Here is a 15,882-nt window from a genome sequence, read left to right as displayed (position 1 = left end):
GACGACCGGGCTACTTGCTCGCCGGCCGATACTGCAACGCCTCGGCCAGATGGCCGCGTTCAATCGCATCTTTGTGCTCCAGGTCGGCCAGGGTGCGCGCCACCTTCAACAGACGGTGCGCCGCACGCAGCGACAAGGTCAGGCGTTCGCAGGCTGTTTCAAGCCATTTTTCATCGGCTGTGGATAACGTGCAGTGGCTGCGCAGGCCGGGCAGGTCGAGAAAGGCGTTGGCGCAGCCCTGACGCTGCAACTGGCGGTCCCGCGCTGCGGCCACCTTGGCCGCAGCGCTGGCGGTGGTTTCGCCGCTTGCCGGCAAGGCGGTGAGGCTGGTGGCTTCGCGGGCCACGGTCAGGTGCAGGTCGATACGGTCCAGCAACGGGCCGGACAGCTTGTTGCGATAACGCTGGATCTGATCGGTGGAGCAGCGGCAGCGGCCACTGGGCTCGCCAAGGTATCCACAGGGGCAGGGGTTCATTGCCGCCACCAGTTGAAAACGCGCCGGGAAGCGCACCCGGTCGCGGGCGCGGGACACCACGATATGGCCTGACTCCAGCGGCTCGCGCAGTACCTCCAGCACCCGGCGGTCGAACTCCGGCAGCTCGTCAAGAAACAAGATTCCGTGGTGTGCCAAGGTTATCTCGCCAGGTTGTGGGCGGCTGCCACCGCCGACCAGTGCCGGCCCGGATGCCGAGTGATGGGGCTGGCGAAACGGCCTGAGCGGCCAGCTGTTCAACGGCACCTGGCTGGCCACCGAATGAATCGCCGCCACCTCCAGCGCTTCGCGCTCATCCAGTGGCGGCAACAGCCCTGGTAAACGGCTGGCCAGTAAGGTCTTGCCGGTGCCCGGCGGGCCGCTGAACAGCAGGTTATGCCCGCCCGCTGCCGCCACCACTAGCGCGCGCTTGGCCGCCAGTTGGCCCTGCACCTCACTGAGGTCCGGGTACGGCTGGGCCTGGGGCAACAGGCCATTGGCGCGATAGGGCGTCATCGGCGTCTGGCCATTGAAATGCGCGACCAGCTCGCGCAGGTGATTGACCGCAATCACTGTCAGCCCGGAGGCCAGGCAGGCTTCCTCGGCATTGGCGGCCGGCACGATCAGCGTCCGCTGCGCCTCACGGGCCGCCAGCGCAGCGGGCAGAACGCCCTGCACCGGCCGCACCGCGCCAGACAATGCCAGCTCACCCAGGCACTCGATGTCTTGCAATGCAGTGAGCGGAATCTGGCCGTTGGCGCCCAGCAGGCCCAGCGCAATGGCCAGGTCGAAGCGCCCGCCGTCCTTGGGCAGATCGGCCGGGGCGAGGTTGAGGGTGATGCGCCGGTCGGGAAACTTCAGCCCGGAATTGACGATGGCACTGCGCACCCGGTCCTTGCTTTCCTTGACTGCGCCTTCGGGCAGGCCGACCAGGGTCAGGGTCGGCAGGCCATTGGACAAGTGGGTTTCAACGGTGACGGCAGGTGCTTGTACGCCGACCTGAGCGCGGCTATGAACGATGGCGAGGGACATCCGATCTTCCTTGATGAAGCGGGAAGGGAGATCGTGGGGGATTTACAAGATCGGCAGGCAAATCAATCGCTACAAAGTGCCCAAAGCCCGAACGAAATGTATCAACGCTGCTTGAGCCCAGCCTAATAAAACGGCCCCCAAACCTGCCGGTAGTGCTCATCCCCCCGCTCAGTCATCCGCGTCAATCGCAACTCCAGCCCCACTAGCTTCAGCACCCGATTGCCGCTCAATTGCCGCCAGCCCTGCTCCCGGTCCCAGACCCGGATCTGCAAGTCTTTGATCCGGCTCAGCACCGCCACCCCGTTGTCTGGCGCCGGCAGCGGGTAGCGGTTGCGCGGTGCGGCGGCGGCGCGGTACAGGGTCTTGCCCTTGAGCCACCAGCGGACCCGTTGCAGGCCGTGTTCCGGGGCGGGTGCGTGGCGGATCACGTCCAGCTCGAAGGTCTGGTCATCGGCGCTGCGTACGCTGATGGCCGCAGGCGCGCCCATGCGCGGTTCGCGGTCTGCGGCCTGGTCGCCCAATTCGGGTTCGCCCAGCGCGCTGCTGGCCTGGGAGGCCAGGTCGCGTTCGAGCTGGTTGAAGGTGCGCAGGAGCTCTTCGGTCTGGGTCATGCTGGCCTGCAGATGGCTGTCGGCGCGGCTGACGCTATCCAGGCCGCGCCAGGCGATCAGGCTGACGATGGCCATCAGCATGATTGCCACCATGACTTCGATCAGGGTAAAGCCGTGCTGGCGCGGGTTCATGATTCGTTGACCACCTGCATCTGCCCGGTCGCGGAGCGCCGGATGCTGACCCGGTGCTGGCCGTCAGACAACTGCACTTGCCAGGGTGTGCTGATCCATTCGCTGCCCAGTACCAGTCTGGGTGTAGGAGTGGTGCGCACTTTGACGGGCGCCGAGTCCCAGCTGCGTGGCCGTAGTTGTGGATCTTCGGCAAAGTGTTCAGTGCCGGTGCCTGCGTCGTTCAGGCGGCTGAAGCCAAAGCCCTGGCCGTCGGCCTGCCAACTGATCGGGCGACCGTCGGCGCGGGCTTCGGCCTGGGCGATCTGCAGCAGTTGCACGAGCCGCTGTGCGTCTTTGCGCAGGCGCTCCTGCGGGGCGGGTTTGATGCTCAGGCTGATCGTGGCGCTGAGAATGCCGACGATCACCAACACGACCATCAACTCAATCATGCTAAAACCCTGTTGCCTGTCTCTGTCCATGAATGCGGCATTCCTGTGTGGATAACTTGACGTCCTTGCTGGTTCGGCCAAGATACAGGCGTCTTGTAGGGTACTTCTAAAAACGTAAGCGAGGCAGCCAGTGCAAGGCGAAAGCAGGCGAAGAAGTGGAGTCTACAGGTTGTAAATGAGCATTCTGAGCCTGGTTTCAACGCAGCAATGGCAACGTAGGTAGTTTTTAGAGGTGCCCTGTAGACTGCCATACCGGACAACAAGGAGGTTTACCCGTGGCATTTGCCTTTCGTTTATCGGCGCCGCAACTGGTCCAGGCCACGGCGCTGCTGGCCGCGCTGGCCGGTGTGCTGGTGTGGTCTTCGGTGTTTCTGACGCCGGCCGAGTCGCATACCCCGGTCATTGACAGCCCCGCGCCGCTGGCGCGCTCCGACAATCCTGCGTTGCAGTGGTTTTCCAACCAGCCGGCGGCAGTGGACATCCGCGTCTCCGGGGTCATGGCCGGCGCGCAGGGCGCGTTCGCAATTCTCGCCATCAATGGCGGCCCGCCGCGCAGTTTCCGGGCGGGTGAAGCACTGACTCAAGGGGTGCGCCTGGCGGCCATCGAAGCGGGGGCGGTGCTCATCGAGCGGGGTGCGGAGCAGACCCGGTTGTATATCACGCCCTTGCCCCAGACGCCTGCGCTGTCGCGTCTGACCCGGCCCTGAGCGGTTCATTGCGGGGTGTCCTGCGGCGGGTTGAGCAGGGTTTCGAGCCTGGCCAGCGGTGGTGCCTGGCGCTGGTTATCCAGCACCCGTAACTGAACGTGCAGCAATTGCCCGTCAGGCATGGCGGCAATGCTCTGTTCGCAGCGCAGTTGCAGGCGTCCCTGATCGCAACGCACGCTGCGCACGCCCCGCGCCGGGCGGTTTTCCAGGCGCAACTCGGCGATACGGCTCTGGGCCGCCAGCAGGGCAATGGCGCGGTCGTGCAGCAGGCTGTTGCTCTGGGTCATCAGGCCGGCGACGCGCACGGCCGCTGACATCGCCACGGCAATGATCGCCAGGGCGACCAGCACCTCGATCAGGGTAAAACCTCGCTCCTTGCGCAACCGCTCCATGGCTGACTCTTGCTCGAAACAGGCGGCGGATCAACAGCGTATCGGCCTGGCCTGAGGGGCTGGGTATTGGGCTATTCAACAGTGTTAGTTTTGTTACACTGCGTGCAGGATTGAAACAAGTCAAGGAAGAGTGAAATGGATTTCGCGTGCCTCAAATCCACGCCGTCAGGCCGTGGTCGTCAAGGTGGTTTCACCCTCATCGAGATCATGGTGGTGGTGGTGATTCTGGGCATTCTTGCCGCCGTCGTGGTGCCCAAGGTGCTTGACCGGCCAGACCAGGCCAGAGCCACCGCCGCGAAGCAGGACATTGCCGGCCTGATGCAGGCGCTGAAGCTTTACCGCCTGGATAACGGCAGCTACCCGAGCCAGAACCAGAGCCTCAAGGCGCTGGTCGAGCGCCCCGCCAATGCCAGAAACAATAACTGGCGCGCCTACCTTGAACGTTTGCCCAACGACCCTTGGGGGCGTCCTTACTATTACCTCAACCCCGGTGCCAATGGTGAGATCGATGTCTTCTCGCTGGGCGCCGACGGGCAGCCTGACGGCGACGGCGTAAATGCCGATATCGGTTCCTGGCAGCTGTAAGCGCCGCCGTGAGCCCTCATCTGCCCACCCGCCAGCGCGGCGTCGCGATTATCAGCGCCTTGCTGATTGTCACCGTAGTGGCGGTGATTGCCGCCGGCATGCTGGCGCGCCAAGGGGTGTTCACCCGCACCCTTGAGGCCGAGCAGTTCCGGGTGCAGGGCAGCCAGGTGCTGCTGGGCGGCCTGGAGGCGGGCCGCCGCTTGTTGTGGGTTGCCGGCCAGCAAAATTCGGTCACCCGGCCCGATCAACTCTGGAATCAGCCGCTCGGGCAGTACGGCCCCGGCAATGCCGGCCAGGCGCTTGAGGCGCGCCTGCAAGACCAGCAGGGCAAGTTCAACCTGCATAATCTGTTGCTTAACGAACGGCTCGACAGCGGTCAACTGCGCAGTTTCGAGCGGTTGTGCGCAATGATTGATATCGACCCCGGCCTGGCGCGGCGCATCACTGCCAGGGTCATTGCGTCTTTCCCGCATTATCCTGAGGGCGCTGACAGCCTGGCCACGGGGCGCGATTCGGGCGGTTTTTCCAATCGGCTTGATGCGGCGCGCCGGCCAGTGCCGGCAAGCTTGCCAATACTCAGTCAGTTGAGCGACCTGCGCAGCATTGCGGGTATTGATGAGGCGGTGCTGGAGCGGCTGGGCCGTTACGTCAGCATCATTCCGGGCAATACCTGGGTCAACAGCAACACGGCCAGTGCCGAAGTACTGGCGGCCGTGGTGCCGGGGCTGGCGCTGGACCAGGCCAGGGCGCTGGTGCAGGCGCGTGATCGTGGCCAGTGGTTCATCAACCGTGGTGACTTCGTCAACCGCCTGGGGCTTGCGCAGGTGTCGATCGACAGCCTGAATGTCGGCATCACCAGCGAATGGTTTCTGTATCAGGGCCAGACCCGCCAAGAGCGTCGGCGCAGTTCGCTGGAAGCCTTGCTGTATCGTACGCAGCACGAGATGCCGCGAGTGATCTGGGCGAGGCCTGGGGTATGAGCCGGCTGCGCATTGCCCTGCCGCCGTTGCGTGAGCTGACCCCCGACAGCTTGCTGGAGTTTGCCCGCCTCGACCGTCATGGGCAGCTGCTGGAAGCTGCCCACAGCACAGTCCGGCAGTTGGGCAGCGCCGGGCCGGCCAGCGCCGAGTGTTTTTTGCACCCTTCAGACACCGTGCTCACCCGTTTACCGTTACCGCCGCTCTCGGCCGGCCGGCTCGGCGCTGCCGTGGCGTGCGCCGTCGAGGCGATGGTGCTGGGCAGCCGTCAGGCGCTGCAGGTCGCCCATGGCCGCCGCGGCGATGACGGGCAGGTGCAGGTCGGATGGCTGGCCAAGGCCGACCTGCAGCGTCTGAACCTGGCATTGACCCAGCACCGTCTGAAGCTGGCTGGCTTGTATCCGGCGCCGTACCGGCTGGCGTTGGCCCCGCAAGGGTCGATCAGCGCCAGCGTCGAAGACGGGCACCTGCTGGTACGTCATGGCCTGGATCACGCGGCGGTCGAGCCGATGCTTGAGGATCATCTGGAACCGTTGGCGTTGCGCGGCAGCCTTGTGCACTGGATCGGTGCGCCGGCCCCGCAAGGTGCGCAAGCACACACGGCGCCCGAACAGCGCTGGTCGGGGCCGGTGCCGGGCTGGGAGCTGCAGGGTTCGCCAAGCCGTGCAGGCGCTTCGACACCGGGCTGGGGCAAGGCGCTGGCCTGTTGCGCGCTGGCGATCACGGTGTGGTTGCTGGGCCTGAATCTGTACGCCGCGCGTGAAGCGCAGCACGGCCAGCAACTCAAGGCGCAGATGAGTGCGCAAGTCCGCCAGGCCTTCCCGGAACTGCCGGTGATTCTCAACCCGCTACAGCAAGCCCGCCAGCAGTTGACGGCGCGGCAGGGCGGCTCGGGGCACCTGCCGGCGCAGAGCTTTGTGCCCATGCTGCAGCAGGCCGGCGAGGCGCTGCCGGCACTGGTCGGCAGCGTCCAGCGGCTGAGCTTCAGCAACGGCCAATTGCAGTTGGAGCTGGCGGCGGACAGTGCGGCACTGGCGCCTGACCAGACCGTGCAGGCAACCCTGGCCCAGGCGGGGCTCAGCGCCGCGCGCACTGACCGGATCTGGACCCTGAATGCGGCGCCAGCCACGGCGGACATTCATGACCAGCCGCTGGAGGACATCGATGAGTAAGCGGTCGCCGGCCATTATTCGCGCCCACTGGCTGCGCTGGCGCACGCGCGGCCAGGCGGCCTGGCAGGCTCTGTCGCTGCGCGAACAGCGGGTGCTGACGGGTGGGGCGCTGCTGCTGGTCGGGCTGTTGTTGTGGGCACTGTTGATTCAGCCACCGCTCAAGACCATTGCCTACTGGCAAGCGCAAACGCCCAAGCTGCAAGGCCAGGCCCAGGCTTTGGAGAACTTGCTGCGCGAAGCCGGTGTGCAGGCCGCTGGCGGCGACACCGAGCAAGCGCTCCGGCAGGGCCTGGAGGCTTACGGGCTGGCCGGGCATTACCAGTTGCAGGCCGGGCCCGATGGCGGCTGGCAGTTGACGTTCGATGCGGCCCCGGCCGATGCGCTGATCGATTGGCTGCTGGGGCGGCAACGGCCCGGCGCGCTGCCGGTCGTCGAAGCGCACCTGCAACGGGCCGGCGATAACGCTACCGATGACAGCGCCGGGACTTTGTCTGGCACTGTTCGCATGGATCAGGCGCAGGGCGCTAAGGAAGCTTCATGAAGGGGTCACAATCCAAGGCAGGACGCAGGGTATTGCCGCTGCTGTTGTTGCTGGCATTGAGCGGCTGCGCCAGCAGCCGCGCGCCGCACCAGCCGCCTTTGCTGGTCGACAGCGAGCTGGGCCGGCCGCTGGCCGACACCTCGCGCAGCGGCGATGCGCTGCTTGATCGCCAGCGTGCGCAACAGCAAGCGCGGCCTGCGCCACGGCAACTGCATAACATCAGCGAGCGCGGCCGTACCGCCGCCAGCAGCGGTGGCCGATCAGCGGCCGGCCTGGGGTTGGGCGAACAGCCGGTGACGCTGAATTTTGTCGAGGCCGATATTCAGGCTGTGGTGCGTGCGCTGTCGCGCGCCACCGGCCAGCAGTTTCTGGTCGACCCGCGGGTCAAGGGCAACCTGACCCTGGTTTCCGAAGGCCAAGTGCCGGCGCGTCAGGCTTACAGCATGCTGCTGGCGGCGCTGCGCATGCAGGGCTTCAGTGTGGTGGATGTCGGCGGGGTCGCGCAGGTGGTGCCGGAAGCCGATGCCAAGCTGCTCGGCGGGCCGATCTACAGTGCCGACAAACCGGCCGGCAACGGCATGATCACCCGCACCTTTCGGCTGCGTTATGAAAACGCGGTGAACCTGATTCCGGTGCTGCGCCCGATCGTGGCCCCCAATAACCCGATCAACGCTTACCCCGGCAACAACACCATCGTCATCACTGACGAGGCCGATAACCTGGCGCGGGTCGCGCAACTGATCGAGCAGATCGACACCCCCAGCGCCATTGACACCGATGTTGTGCAGATCCAGAACGGCATTGCCGTGGACATCGCGCCATTGGTGGCCGAGCTACTTGATGTACCGGGTGGTGACCCGACCCAGAAGATTTCGGTGATCGGCGATGCGCGCTCCAACACCATCATCCTGCGCGCCGGCAGCCCCGAACGCACGCACCTGGCGCGCAACCTGATCTACAAGCTCGACAATGCGCAAAGTAACCCGAGCAATCTGCATGTGGTTTACCTGCGTAACGCCCAGGCCAGCAAACTGGCTCAAGCGCTGCGCGGTCTGCTGACTGGCGAGAGTGACAGCGGCAATGGTGACCCGGCGCGCTCGATCCTCAGCTCGATGGGCAGCAACTCCGGGCAGAACGGGCAAAGCCAGAGCTCATCCGGCAGCAGCAGTGCGGCGTCAGCCAGTGCGTCGAGCAGCACCGTGACCAGTGGTTTCGGCCAGTCCAGCGGCGCTGCTTACGGCCAGGGCACCGCGGCGGCAGGCGAGCAGAACGTCGCGTTCAGCGCCGGTGGCGTGACCATCCAGGCCGATACCACCACCAATACCTTGCTGATTTCCGCGCCGGAGCCGCTGTACCGCAACCTGCGCGAGGTCATCGACCTGCTCGACCAGCGCCGTGCACAGGTGGTGATCGAGAGCCTGATCGTCGAGGTGGCCGAGGACGACGCCAACGAATTCGGTGTGCAATGGCAGACCGGCAACCTCAATGGCAATGGGGTGATCGGCGGTGCCAACCTGGGCGGCTCGGGGCTCAACCTCAATGGCCAGAGCAGTGTCGATGTGCTGCCCCAGGGGCTGAACCTGGGCTACGTCAATGGCACCGTGGAGATCCCTGGTATTGGCCGCATCCTCGATCTCAAGGTGCTGGCCCGCGCCTTGAAGAGCAAGGGCGGCTCCAACGTGTTGTCGACGCCTAACCTGCTGACCCTGGATAACGAGGTGGCGAGTATTTTCGTCGGCCAGACCATTCCGTTTGTCAGTGGCAGTTACGTGACCGGTGGCGGAGGCACCAGCAACAACCCGTTCCAGACCGTGACCCGCGAAGAGGTCGGCCTGAAACTCAATGTAAGGCCGCAAATTTCCGAAGGTGGCACAGTCAAGCTCGACATCTATCAGGAGGTCAGCAGCATCGACGAGCGTGCGTCGTCGACTTCCAGTTCCGCAGGCATTGTCACCAATAAGCGTGCCATTGATACCAGCATCCTGCTCGATGACGGGCAGATCATGGTGCTGGGCGGCCTGCTGCAGGATGGCTACAGCCAGAGCAACGAAGCGGTGCCGTGGCTGGGCAGCCTGCCGGGCGTCGGCGCGCTGTTTCGCAATGAGCGGCGCTCGCTCAACAAGACCAACCTGATGGTGTTCCTGCGCCCTTACATCATCCGCGACAGCGCGGCAGGACGCAGCATCACGCTCAATCGTTATGACTTTATCCGCCGTGCCCAGAGCGCGCTGCAACCGGAACGCAACTGGGCAATGCCGGATATGCAGGCGCCGCAGTTACCGCCTGCCGCGTTGGGTGTGCCGGCGCCGCGTGGCAGTGCGCTGCCCGTGCAAGGAACGCCAGCGTTATGAGTGCCTTGCCCTATGCCTGGGCCAAGGCCCAGCGCATTTTGCTCAGCGCAGACCCGGATGGGGCGGTACTGACGGTTTGCCCGTCGACCCCGGGCTGGTCGATCAGCGAGGTGCGGCGCCAGTTCGGCCCGGCGCGCTTGCAGCGGGTACGCGATGACGAGCTTGACGGTTTGCTGGCCAGTGCCTACGCCGATACCGGCAGCGCGGCGGCAGTGGTCGGTGCGGCGGAAAATGAAGTCGATCTTGACCGGCTGATACAGGACATGCCGGAAGTCACCGACCTGCTCGACACTCAGGACGGCGCGCCGGTGATCCGCATGATCAATGCCCTGCTGACCCAGGCGGCGCGTGACCAGGCAAGCGACGTGCACATCGAACCGTTCGAAACCCATTCGGTGGTGCGTTATCGGGTCGATGGCACGCTGCGCGAGGTGGTTTCGCCGCGCAAGGCGCTGCACGGCGCGCTGGTGTCGCGGATCAAGATCATGGCCCAGCTCGACATTGCCGAGAAACGCTTGCCCCAGGACGGCCGTATTGCCTTGCGGGTCGCCGGGCGGCCGATCGACATTCGTGTTTCGACCGTGCCCACCGGCCACGGTGAGCGGGTGGTGATGCGCCTGCTCGACAAACAGGCCGGGCGTCTGCACCTGGAAAGCCTGGGCATGGACCCACAGTTGCTGGCCCGGCTCGATACGCTGATCCGCCAGCCCCACGGCATCGTGCTGGTCACCGGCCCCACCGGCAGCGGCAAGACCACCAGCCTTTACGCCGCGCTGGCCCGGCTTGATGCGACCATCAGTAACATCATCACCGTGGAAGACCCGGTCGAATATGACTTGCCGGGCATCAGCCAGATCCAGGTCAACGCCAAAATCGACATGACCTTTGCCCTGGCGTTACGCGCCATCCTGCGCCAGGACCCGGACATCATCATGATCGGCGAAATCCGCGACCTGGAAACGGCGCAGATCGCGGTCCAGGCCTCGCTCACCGGCCACCTGGTGCTGGCCACCCTGCACACCAACGATGCGGTGTCGGCGGTCAACCGTCTGATTGACATGGGCGTCGAGCCTTTTCTGCTCGCCTCATCCATGCTCGGTGTGCTGGCCCAGCGTCTGGTGCGCTGCCTGTGCGTGCATTGCCGGCAACCAGACCCGGCTGCGCCCGGCACCTGGCGGCCGCTGGGCTGCGTTGAGTGCAACCACACCGGCTACAGCGGCCGTACCGGGATTCATGAGTTGTTTTGCATTGATGACGATATCCGCAGCCTGATCCATCAGGGCGCGGGTGAACTGGCTCTGCGTGCCGCGGCGCAGCGTAACGGCATGCTCAGCATGCGTGACGATGGCGAACGCTGGATCCGCAACGGTACTACCGCGCCGCAGGAAATCCTGCGCGTGACACGGGACGTGTGATGAATCGCTACCGGTTTGAAGCCGCCGACGCCAATGGCAAGCTTGAGTCCGGTCTGTTGGACGCAGACAGCCAGAGCGCGGCGCTTGGCATTCTGCGCAGCCGCGGCCTGACGGCGTTGTCGGTGCACCAGCAAGACAGCACGGCCAGCAACGGTGGCGCAGGACTGTTCAGCGCGCGGCTGACGGACAACGATCTGGCCTGGGCCACCCGCCAACTGGCGAGCCTGCTCGGTGCCAGCCTGCCGCTGGAAGCCGCCCTGAGCGCCACCGTCGAGCAGGCTGAACGCAAGCACGTCGCCCAGACCCTCAGTGCGGTGCGCACTGATGTGCGCGGCGGTATGCGCCTGGCCGACGCGCTGGCGGCGCGGCCCCAGGATTTTCCGGACATCTACCGAGCACTGATTGCGGCCGGTGAAGAGTCCGGCGACCTGGCCCAGGTCATGGAGCGGCTGGCCGACTACATCGAGGAGCGCAACAACCTGCGCAGCAAGATTCTGACCGCGTTCATCTATCCCGGCGTGGTCGGGCTGCTGTCGGTCGGCATCGTGATCTTTCTGCTCAGCTATGTGGTGCCGCAGGTGGTCAGTGCGTTTTCCCAGGCGCGCCAGGACCTGCCGGGGCTGACCGTGGCGATGCTCGAAGCCAGCGATTTCATCCGCGCCTGGGGCTGGCTGTGCGCCACGATGCTGGCCGGTGGCTTCTGGGCCTGGCGGCTGTACCTGCGCCGGCCGGCGGCGCGCCTGAGCTGGCATCGCCGGGTGCTGCGGCTACCGCTGTTTGGCCGCTTCGTACTGGGCCTGAACACCGCGCGTTTCGCCTCGACCCTGGCGATCCTTGGCGGCGCCGGGGTGCCGCTGTTAAGGGCGCTGGAGGCGGCGCGTCAGACCTTGTCCAACGACCGGTTGAGCCTGAGCGTCAGCGAAGCCACTGCCAAAGTGCGTGAAGGCGTCAACCTGGCCACCGCGCTGCGCATGGAGAATGTATTCCCGCCGCTGCTGATTCACCTGATTGCCAGCGGTGAGAAAACCGGCTCGCTGCCGCCCATGCTCGACCGTGCGGCGCAGACCCTGTCGCGGGATATCGAACGCCGGGCAATGGGCATGACCGCGCTGCTGGAGCCGTTGATGATCGTGGTCATGGGCGCGGTGGTGCTGCTGATCGTCATGGCCGTGCTGCTACCGATCATCGAGATCAACCAACTGGTGCAGTGACGCGTCAGGCGCAATAAAAAACCCTCGTTGCCGAGGGTTCTTCATGCGCGGCTCACCGGGCTGGGTCAGAGCTTGCCGGCACCGGCCTTGGCTTTGACGTCGGCGGCCACTTTGTCGGCGTTCAACGGGTTGTAGCTGTAGGGCGGGGTCCAGCCGATGTTCGAACTCCACGAGCAGCTCAGCGTGCTGCCATTGAGGGTCGAACCCTGGTCGCGGTAGACGCTGCCACCGTAGTCGCCGGCGATCTTGCTGCAGCCGCTGATACCGGAGATTTCAAAGGCGTTCTTCTCGGAATAGATCTTCGAGTTCTTGCCAACGCCATGGGCATAGCTGAACGGGTAGACCTTATGGCTGGTGCTGCCCACATGGTAGTTGTTGTACAGATGCACCTGGCCGAACCGCACCCGTGGTGCGCGGGCCGAGATGTTCTCGAACAGGCTGTTATGAATGGTGACCTTGAGTTTGCCGTCATCGGTGGTGCGGCTGTCGCTGGAGCCGATGAGGTTGTTCTTTTCGTGGGACTTGAACGCCGTGTAGGAGATGGTGACGTAGTTGGCGCCATTCTTGACGTCCAGCGCACCGTCGTGATGCTGCTTGGGACGACCATTGGCGGTGCCGTTCTGGTCATCGGTGCGGCGACCATCGGTGAAGGTCACGTGGTCCACCCACACGTTGTTGGCACCTTCGATGGTCAGACCATCGTATTCGGAGTTCCAGTTGCCTGCACTGCCGTCATCGGCATCCCAGATCGGCTCGGGATCCCATGGGTTCTCGATGGTGATGTTACGGATGATCACGTCGTTTTCTTTGGCGTAGAAGAAGCCTTCGCGGATTTCGGCATTGTTGGTGATGCCGACGATGGTGGTCTTGCCCGGAATGTCCAGGCGGCCGCGTTTTTTCATGTCTGCGGTGGTGGTGTAGGCCTTGCCTTCGCTGATATCAATGATGCCGCTGATCTTGATGATCCGGCCATTGCTGCCAACTGACGCGCTCAGCGCACTTTTTAGCTCGGCGGCGTTCTTGACGGTGTAGATGTTGTTGGCCGCAGCACGCGAGCCGCCTTTGGTGCCGCCGTTTTGGGTGGCCCAGCCGGTGGTGGCGACGTCGGTGGCGATATCGGCCTGGGCAGCCAGGCTGGTGAACAACAGCGAGGCGACAACAGCGCTCGCCAATTTGCTGGCAGTGAAAGTTGCAGGCTTGGTCATAAGTAATCGGATCCTTGATTAACTTGAGTATTTAACGCACCGGGTAACCGGAACGTTGCTCGAGCGGACGTCCTTATCGCCTTCTAGCAGCGAATAACGTCCGCTGCGAGAAGCAGCCTAGCAGTTTATTGGTGTGTTGTCGTATGACTTTTTTGGCAAAAGTGAGCACTCTTTCACGCTATTCCGTTCATGGTTGATAGTGCCTGAGTGCGCGCACAAAAGAGCTTGAAAGAGCGCCCATAGATAGTCAGGTTTTATAGATAAATCTATTAAATTCAGTTGGTTAATGAGTCTGTTGGTTGGCTTTAAAGGTTTTGTTGGCGAGGGGCTGAATAGTGACGGGTTAGTGCGTGAGTAGAATGGTAACTTTTCTTTTGTTGTGTGATGAGGTTTGCTTAGTTGGGCTTTGGTCGCTCTAGTTCGAGCGTATCATCGTGATTGGCGTTGGCTGGACATTGCGCGACCGTTACCGGGTAACGACGGCTGTAACATTTTTCCGTCGCCCGGCCCTGGCAGCGTTTACGGCAAAAAAAACAAGCCCCGCCAGGCAAGGCCTGACGGGGCTCGGGATGTAGCAGTCGCAACAATGTGCCGCCTTACAGCGCCATATCGGTCGCTGCGTTGCTCTCACGTGGCTTGGCCGGTGTTGCTGCCGGGGCAACTGCAGTGTTGCCGTTCACTGCCGGCGGGGTCGGCAGTTGCAGCACTTCAGCGGTGTAGGCCCACTCTTTGGCAACTGCTTCAGGGCTGCTGTTGAGCTTGGTGCCATAGCTAGGCACGATCTGGTGCAGCTTTTCCTGCCAGGCCGGGGTGGCGACTTTGTCTTTGAAGACCTTCTCCAGCACGCTCAGCATGATTGGAGCGGCAGTCGAAGCACCCGGCGATGCGCCCAGCAGGCCGGCGATGCTGCCGTCCTTGGATGCAACGATCTCGGTGCCCAGTTTCAGCACGCCGCCTTTTTCTTCATCACGCTTGATGATCTGTACGCGCTGGCCGGCTTGCCACAGACGCCAGTCTTCTTGCTTGGCGTTCGGGAAGTATTCGCGCAGGGCTTCCAGGCGATCTTCGTCAGACAGCATGACCTGGCCGGCGAGGTACTCGATCAGCGGGTACTCTTTGATGCCGACCTTGGTCATTGGCCAGATGTTGTGGGTGTTGGTGCTGGTCAGCAGGTCCAGGTACGAGCCGTTCTTCAGGAACTTGGTCGAGAAGGTCGCGAATGGGCCAAACAGGATGACGCGCTTGCCATCGAGCACGCGGGTGTCCAGGTGCGGAACCGACATCGGTGGTGCACCGACCGAAGCTTTGCCGTAAGCCTTGGCCAGGTGAGCTGCCGCGATTTCGGTATTTTCGGTCACCAGGAACGAGCCACCCACCGGGAAGCCGGCGTATTCCTGGGCTTCAGGAATACCGGATGCCTGCAGCAGGTGCAGGGCACCACCGCCGGCGCCGATGAACAGGAACTTGGCGTCGGTCGAGTTCTCGGTGCCATCTTTGAGGTTTTTGTAGGTCACGCGCCAGGTGCCGTCGGCATTGCGCTTGATCTCTTCGACTTCGCTGGACAGCTTGAGGTCGAAGTTAGGCTTGGTTTTCAGGTGGCCGACGAACTGGCGAGTGATCTCACCGAAGTTCATGTCCGTACCGATCGGGCTCCAGGTGGCGGCGATCTTCTGGCTCGGGTCACGGCCTTCCATCATCAGTGGAACCCACTGTTTGATTTGCGCCGGATCTTCGGAATATTCCATGCCGCTGAACAGCGGGCTGGCTTTGAGCGCTTCATAGCGCTTTTTCAGGAACGCGATGTTCTCGTCGCCCCAGACAAAGCTCATGTGCGGTGTGTAGTTGATGAACGAGCGAGGGTCCTTGAGCACGCCGCTCTTGACCTGCCAGGCCCAGAACTGACGGGAGATCTGGAACGACTCGTTGATCTCGATCGCCTTGGAGATGTCGATCTTGCCGTCTTTGCCTTCTGGCGTGTAGTTCAGCTCGGCCAGGGCGGAGTGGCCGGTACCGGCGTTGTTCCAGCCGTTGGAGCTTTCTTCGGCTACCGCGTCAAGGCGCTCGACCATTTCGATCGACCAGCCTGGCTCAAGCTCGTTAAGCCAGATACCCAGGGTCGAACTCATGATGCCGCCGCCGACCAGCAGTACATCCACTTTTTTGGCTTCGGCAGCATGGGCAGACATGAAACCCGCCGAGAGTGCCAAGCCCAGCAAGGCCGTGTTCACTTTCTTAAACATGTTGTAGTTCCTAGGATTAATGCCGTCCTCCCACCATTCTTGGGCTGAGACTGGCCTGGCCGCAGGCATATCAGATGCCATTGGGGCCGGACCCATCCTCAACAAGACTGGAAGGGCGACTCACCAGATCGATAACGATCGACCTCATTGTTATGTCCCTCCCGTGCTGACTTCTTATAAGTTGTTGGCTTCAGCGACTTCGATGACACTTGTCTGCTCAGGTCTGGCTGGCGTCGTGGCGCCAGGGCAAGCCTGTTTAACTCACACCCATCAGTGGATCACGAGTCCCTTTCGTCAGGCTGTCGCAGTCTGTGCTGCGCGCTTTAGAGGCGTCAGAAACAGGGCCTGAACGATTCAGCCGGGCATTTTAGACGAAAACGCCCGTGATAAAGACCTCTAATAGATAGGGTC

General features: G+C 63.4%; 14 protein-coding genes. 8 read left to right on the top strand and 6 right to left on the bottom strand.

What is annotated here, in order from left to right; genetic code table 11:
• Window positions 1-10: 10 nt before the first annotated feature.
• From NJC40_RS05140 to gspH, 3 genes are all read right to left on the bottom strand, one after another.
• Window positions 11-1,504 (bottom strand): YifB family Mg chelatase-like AAA ATPase, encoded by a 1,494-nt coding sequence (locus NJC40_RS05140; protein ID WP_253139884.1) that lies wholly within the window; start codon window positions 1,502-1,504, stop codon window positions 11-13.
• A 122-nt stretch (window positions 1,505-1,626) separates the two neighbouring features.
• Window positions 1,627-2,247 carry a PulJ/GspJ family protein gene (locus NJC40_RS05135; protein ID WP_253139886.1) on the bottom strand — a complete coding sequence of 207 codons (621 nt, stop codon included), beginning with the start codon at window positions 2,245-2,247 and terminating at the stop codon, window positions 1,627-1,629.
• Window positions 2,244-2,705: a type II secretion system minor pseudopilin GspH gene (gspH, locus tag NJC40_RS05130; protein ID WP_045484911.1), complete on the bottom strand. Its 462-nt coding sequence runs from the start codon at window positions 2,703-2,705 to the stop codon at window positions 2,244-2,246. The genes NJC40_RS05135 and gspH overlap by 4 nt, the downstream gene beginning before the upstream one ends.
• Before the next feature lie 245 nt (window positions 2,706-2,950).
• Between gspH and NJC40_RS05125 the strand changes: the two genes are divergently transcribed.
• On the top strand, window positions 2,951-3,382 hold the full coding sequence (locus NJC40_RS05125) for a type II secretion system protein N (RefSeq protein WP_253139888.1): 432 nt from the start codon (window positions 2,951-2,953) through the stop codon (window positions 3,380-3,382).
• 5 nt (window positions 3,383-3,387) lie between these two features.
• Here NJC40_RS05125 and gspI read toward each other — a convergent pair whose 3' ends face one another.
• The gene (gene gspI, locus NJC40_RS05120; protein ID WP_045484905.1) at window positions 3,388-3,774 is read right to left on the bottom strand and encodes a type II secretion system minor pseudopilin GspI; all 387 of its coding nucleotides are present in this window, start codon (window positions 3,772-3,774) and stop codon (window positions 3,388-3,390) included.
• Window positions 3,775-3,909: 135 nt separating this feature from the next.
• Between gspI and gspG the strand changes: the two genes are divergently transcribed.
• Genes gspG through gspF form a run of 7 tightly spaced genes read left to right on the top strand, consistent with a single transcriptional unit; the run spans window position 3,910 to window position 12,026 of the window.
• Window positions 3,910-4,359 (top strand): type II secretion system major pseudopilin GspG, encoded by a 450-nt coding sequence (gene gspG, locus NJC40_RS05115; RefSeq protein WP_045484903.1) that lies wholly within the window; start codon window positions 3,910-3,912, stop codon window positions 4,357-4,359.
• A gap of 8 nt (window positions 4,360-4,367) precedes the next feature.
• Window positions 4,368-5,339 (top strand): type II secretion system minor pseudopilin GspK, encoded by a 972-nt coding sequence (gene gspK / locus NJC40_RS05110; RefSeq protein ID WP_253139889.1) that lies wholly within the window; start codon window positions 4,368-4,370, stop codon window positions 5,337-5,339.
• Window positions 5,336-6,508, top strand: coding sequence for a type II secretion system protein GspL (gene gspL / locus NJC40_RS05105; RefSeq protein WP_253139891.1), 1,173 nt, complete (start codon window positions 5,336-5,338; stop codon window positions 6,506-6,508). Before gspK ends, gspL begins: the two co-directional genes overlap by 4 nt.
• Window positions 6,501-7,049, top strand: a complete 549-nt coding sequence (gspM, locus tag NJC40_RS05100) for a type II secretion system protein GspM (RefSeq protein WP_253139893.1) — start codon at window positions 6,501-6,503, stop codon at window positions 7,047-7,049. The genes gspL and gspM overlap by 8 nt, the downstream gene beginning before the upstream one ends.
• Window positions 7,046-9,400: a type II secretion system secretin GspD gene (gspD, locus tag NJC40_RS05095; RefSeq protein ID WP_253139894.1), complete on the top strand. Its 2,355-nt coding sequence runs from the start codon at window positions 7,046-7,048 to the stop codon at window positions 9,398-9,400. The genes gspM and gspD overlap by 4 nt, the downstream gene beginning before the upstream one ends.
• Entirely contained in the window at window positions 9,397-10,815 is a 1,419-nt protein-coding gene (gene gspE, locus NJC40_RS05090) for a type II secretion system ATPase GspE (protein WP_253139897.1), read from the top strand. The genes gspD and gspE overlap by 4 nt, the downstream gene beginning before the upstream one ends.
• Window positions 10,815-12,026, top strand: coding sequence for a type II secretion system inner membrane protein GspF (gspF, locus tag NJC40_RS05085; protein ID WP_045484889.1), 1,212 nt, complete (start codon window positions 10,815-10,817; stop codon window positions 12,024-12,026). Before gspE ends, gspF begins: the two co-directional genes overlap by 1 nt.
• 65 nt (window positions 12,027-12,091) lie before the next feature.
• On the opposite strand, the gene NJC40_RS05080 is transcribed toward gspF, so the two are convergent.
• The gene (locus NJC40_RS05080) at window positions 12,092-13,231 is read right to left on the bottom strand and encodes a pectate lyase family protein (protein WP_253139898.1); all 1,140 of its coding nucleotides are present in this window, start codon (window positions 13,229-13,231) and stop codon (window positions 12,092-12,094) included.
• A 596-nt stretch (window positions 13,232-13,827) separates the two neighbouring features.
• Complete coding sequence (gene mqo, locus NJC40_RS05075) at window positions 13,828-15,471, bottom strand: malate dehydrogenase (quinone) (RefSeq protein ID WP_045484883.1); 1,644 nt, start codon at window positions 15,469-15,471, stop codon at window positions 13,828-13,830.
• Window positions 15,472-15,882: the final 411 nt, after the last annotated feature.

The sequence above is a fragment of the Pseudomonas sp. 21LCFQ02 genome (assembly GCF_024129895.2).
Taxonomy (GTDB): Bacteria; Pseudomonadota; Gammaproteobacteria; order Pseudomonadales; family Pseudomonadaceae; genus Aquipseudomonas.
This window is presented reverse-complemented; position numbering and strand designations above follow the sequence as displayed.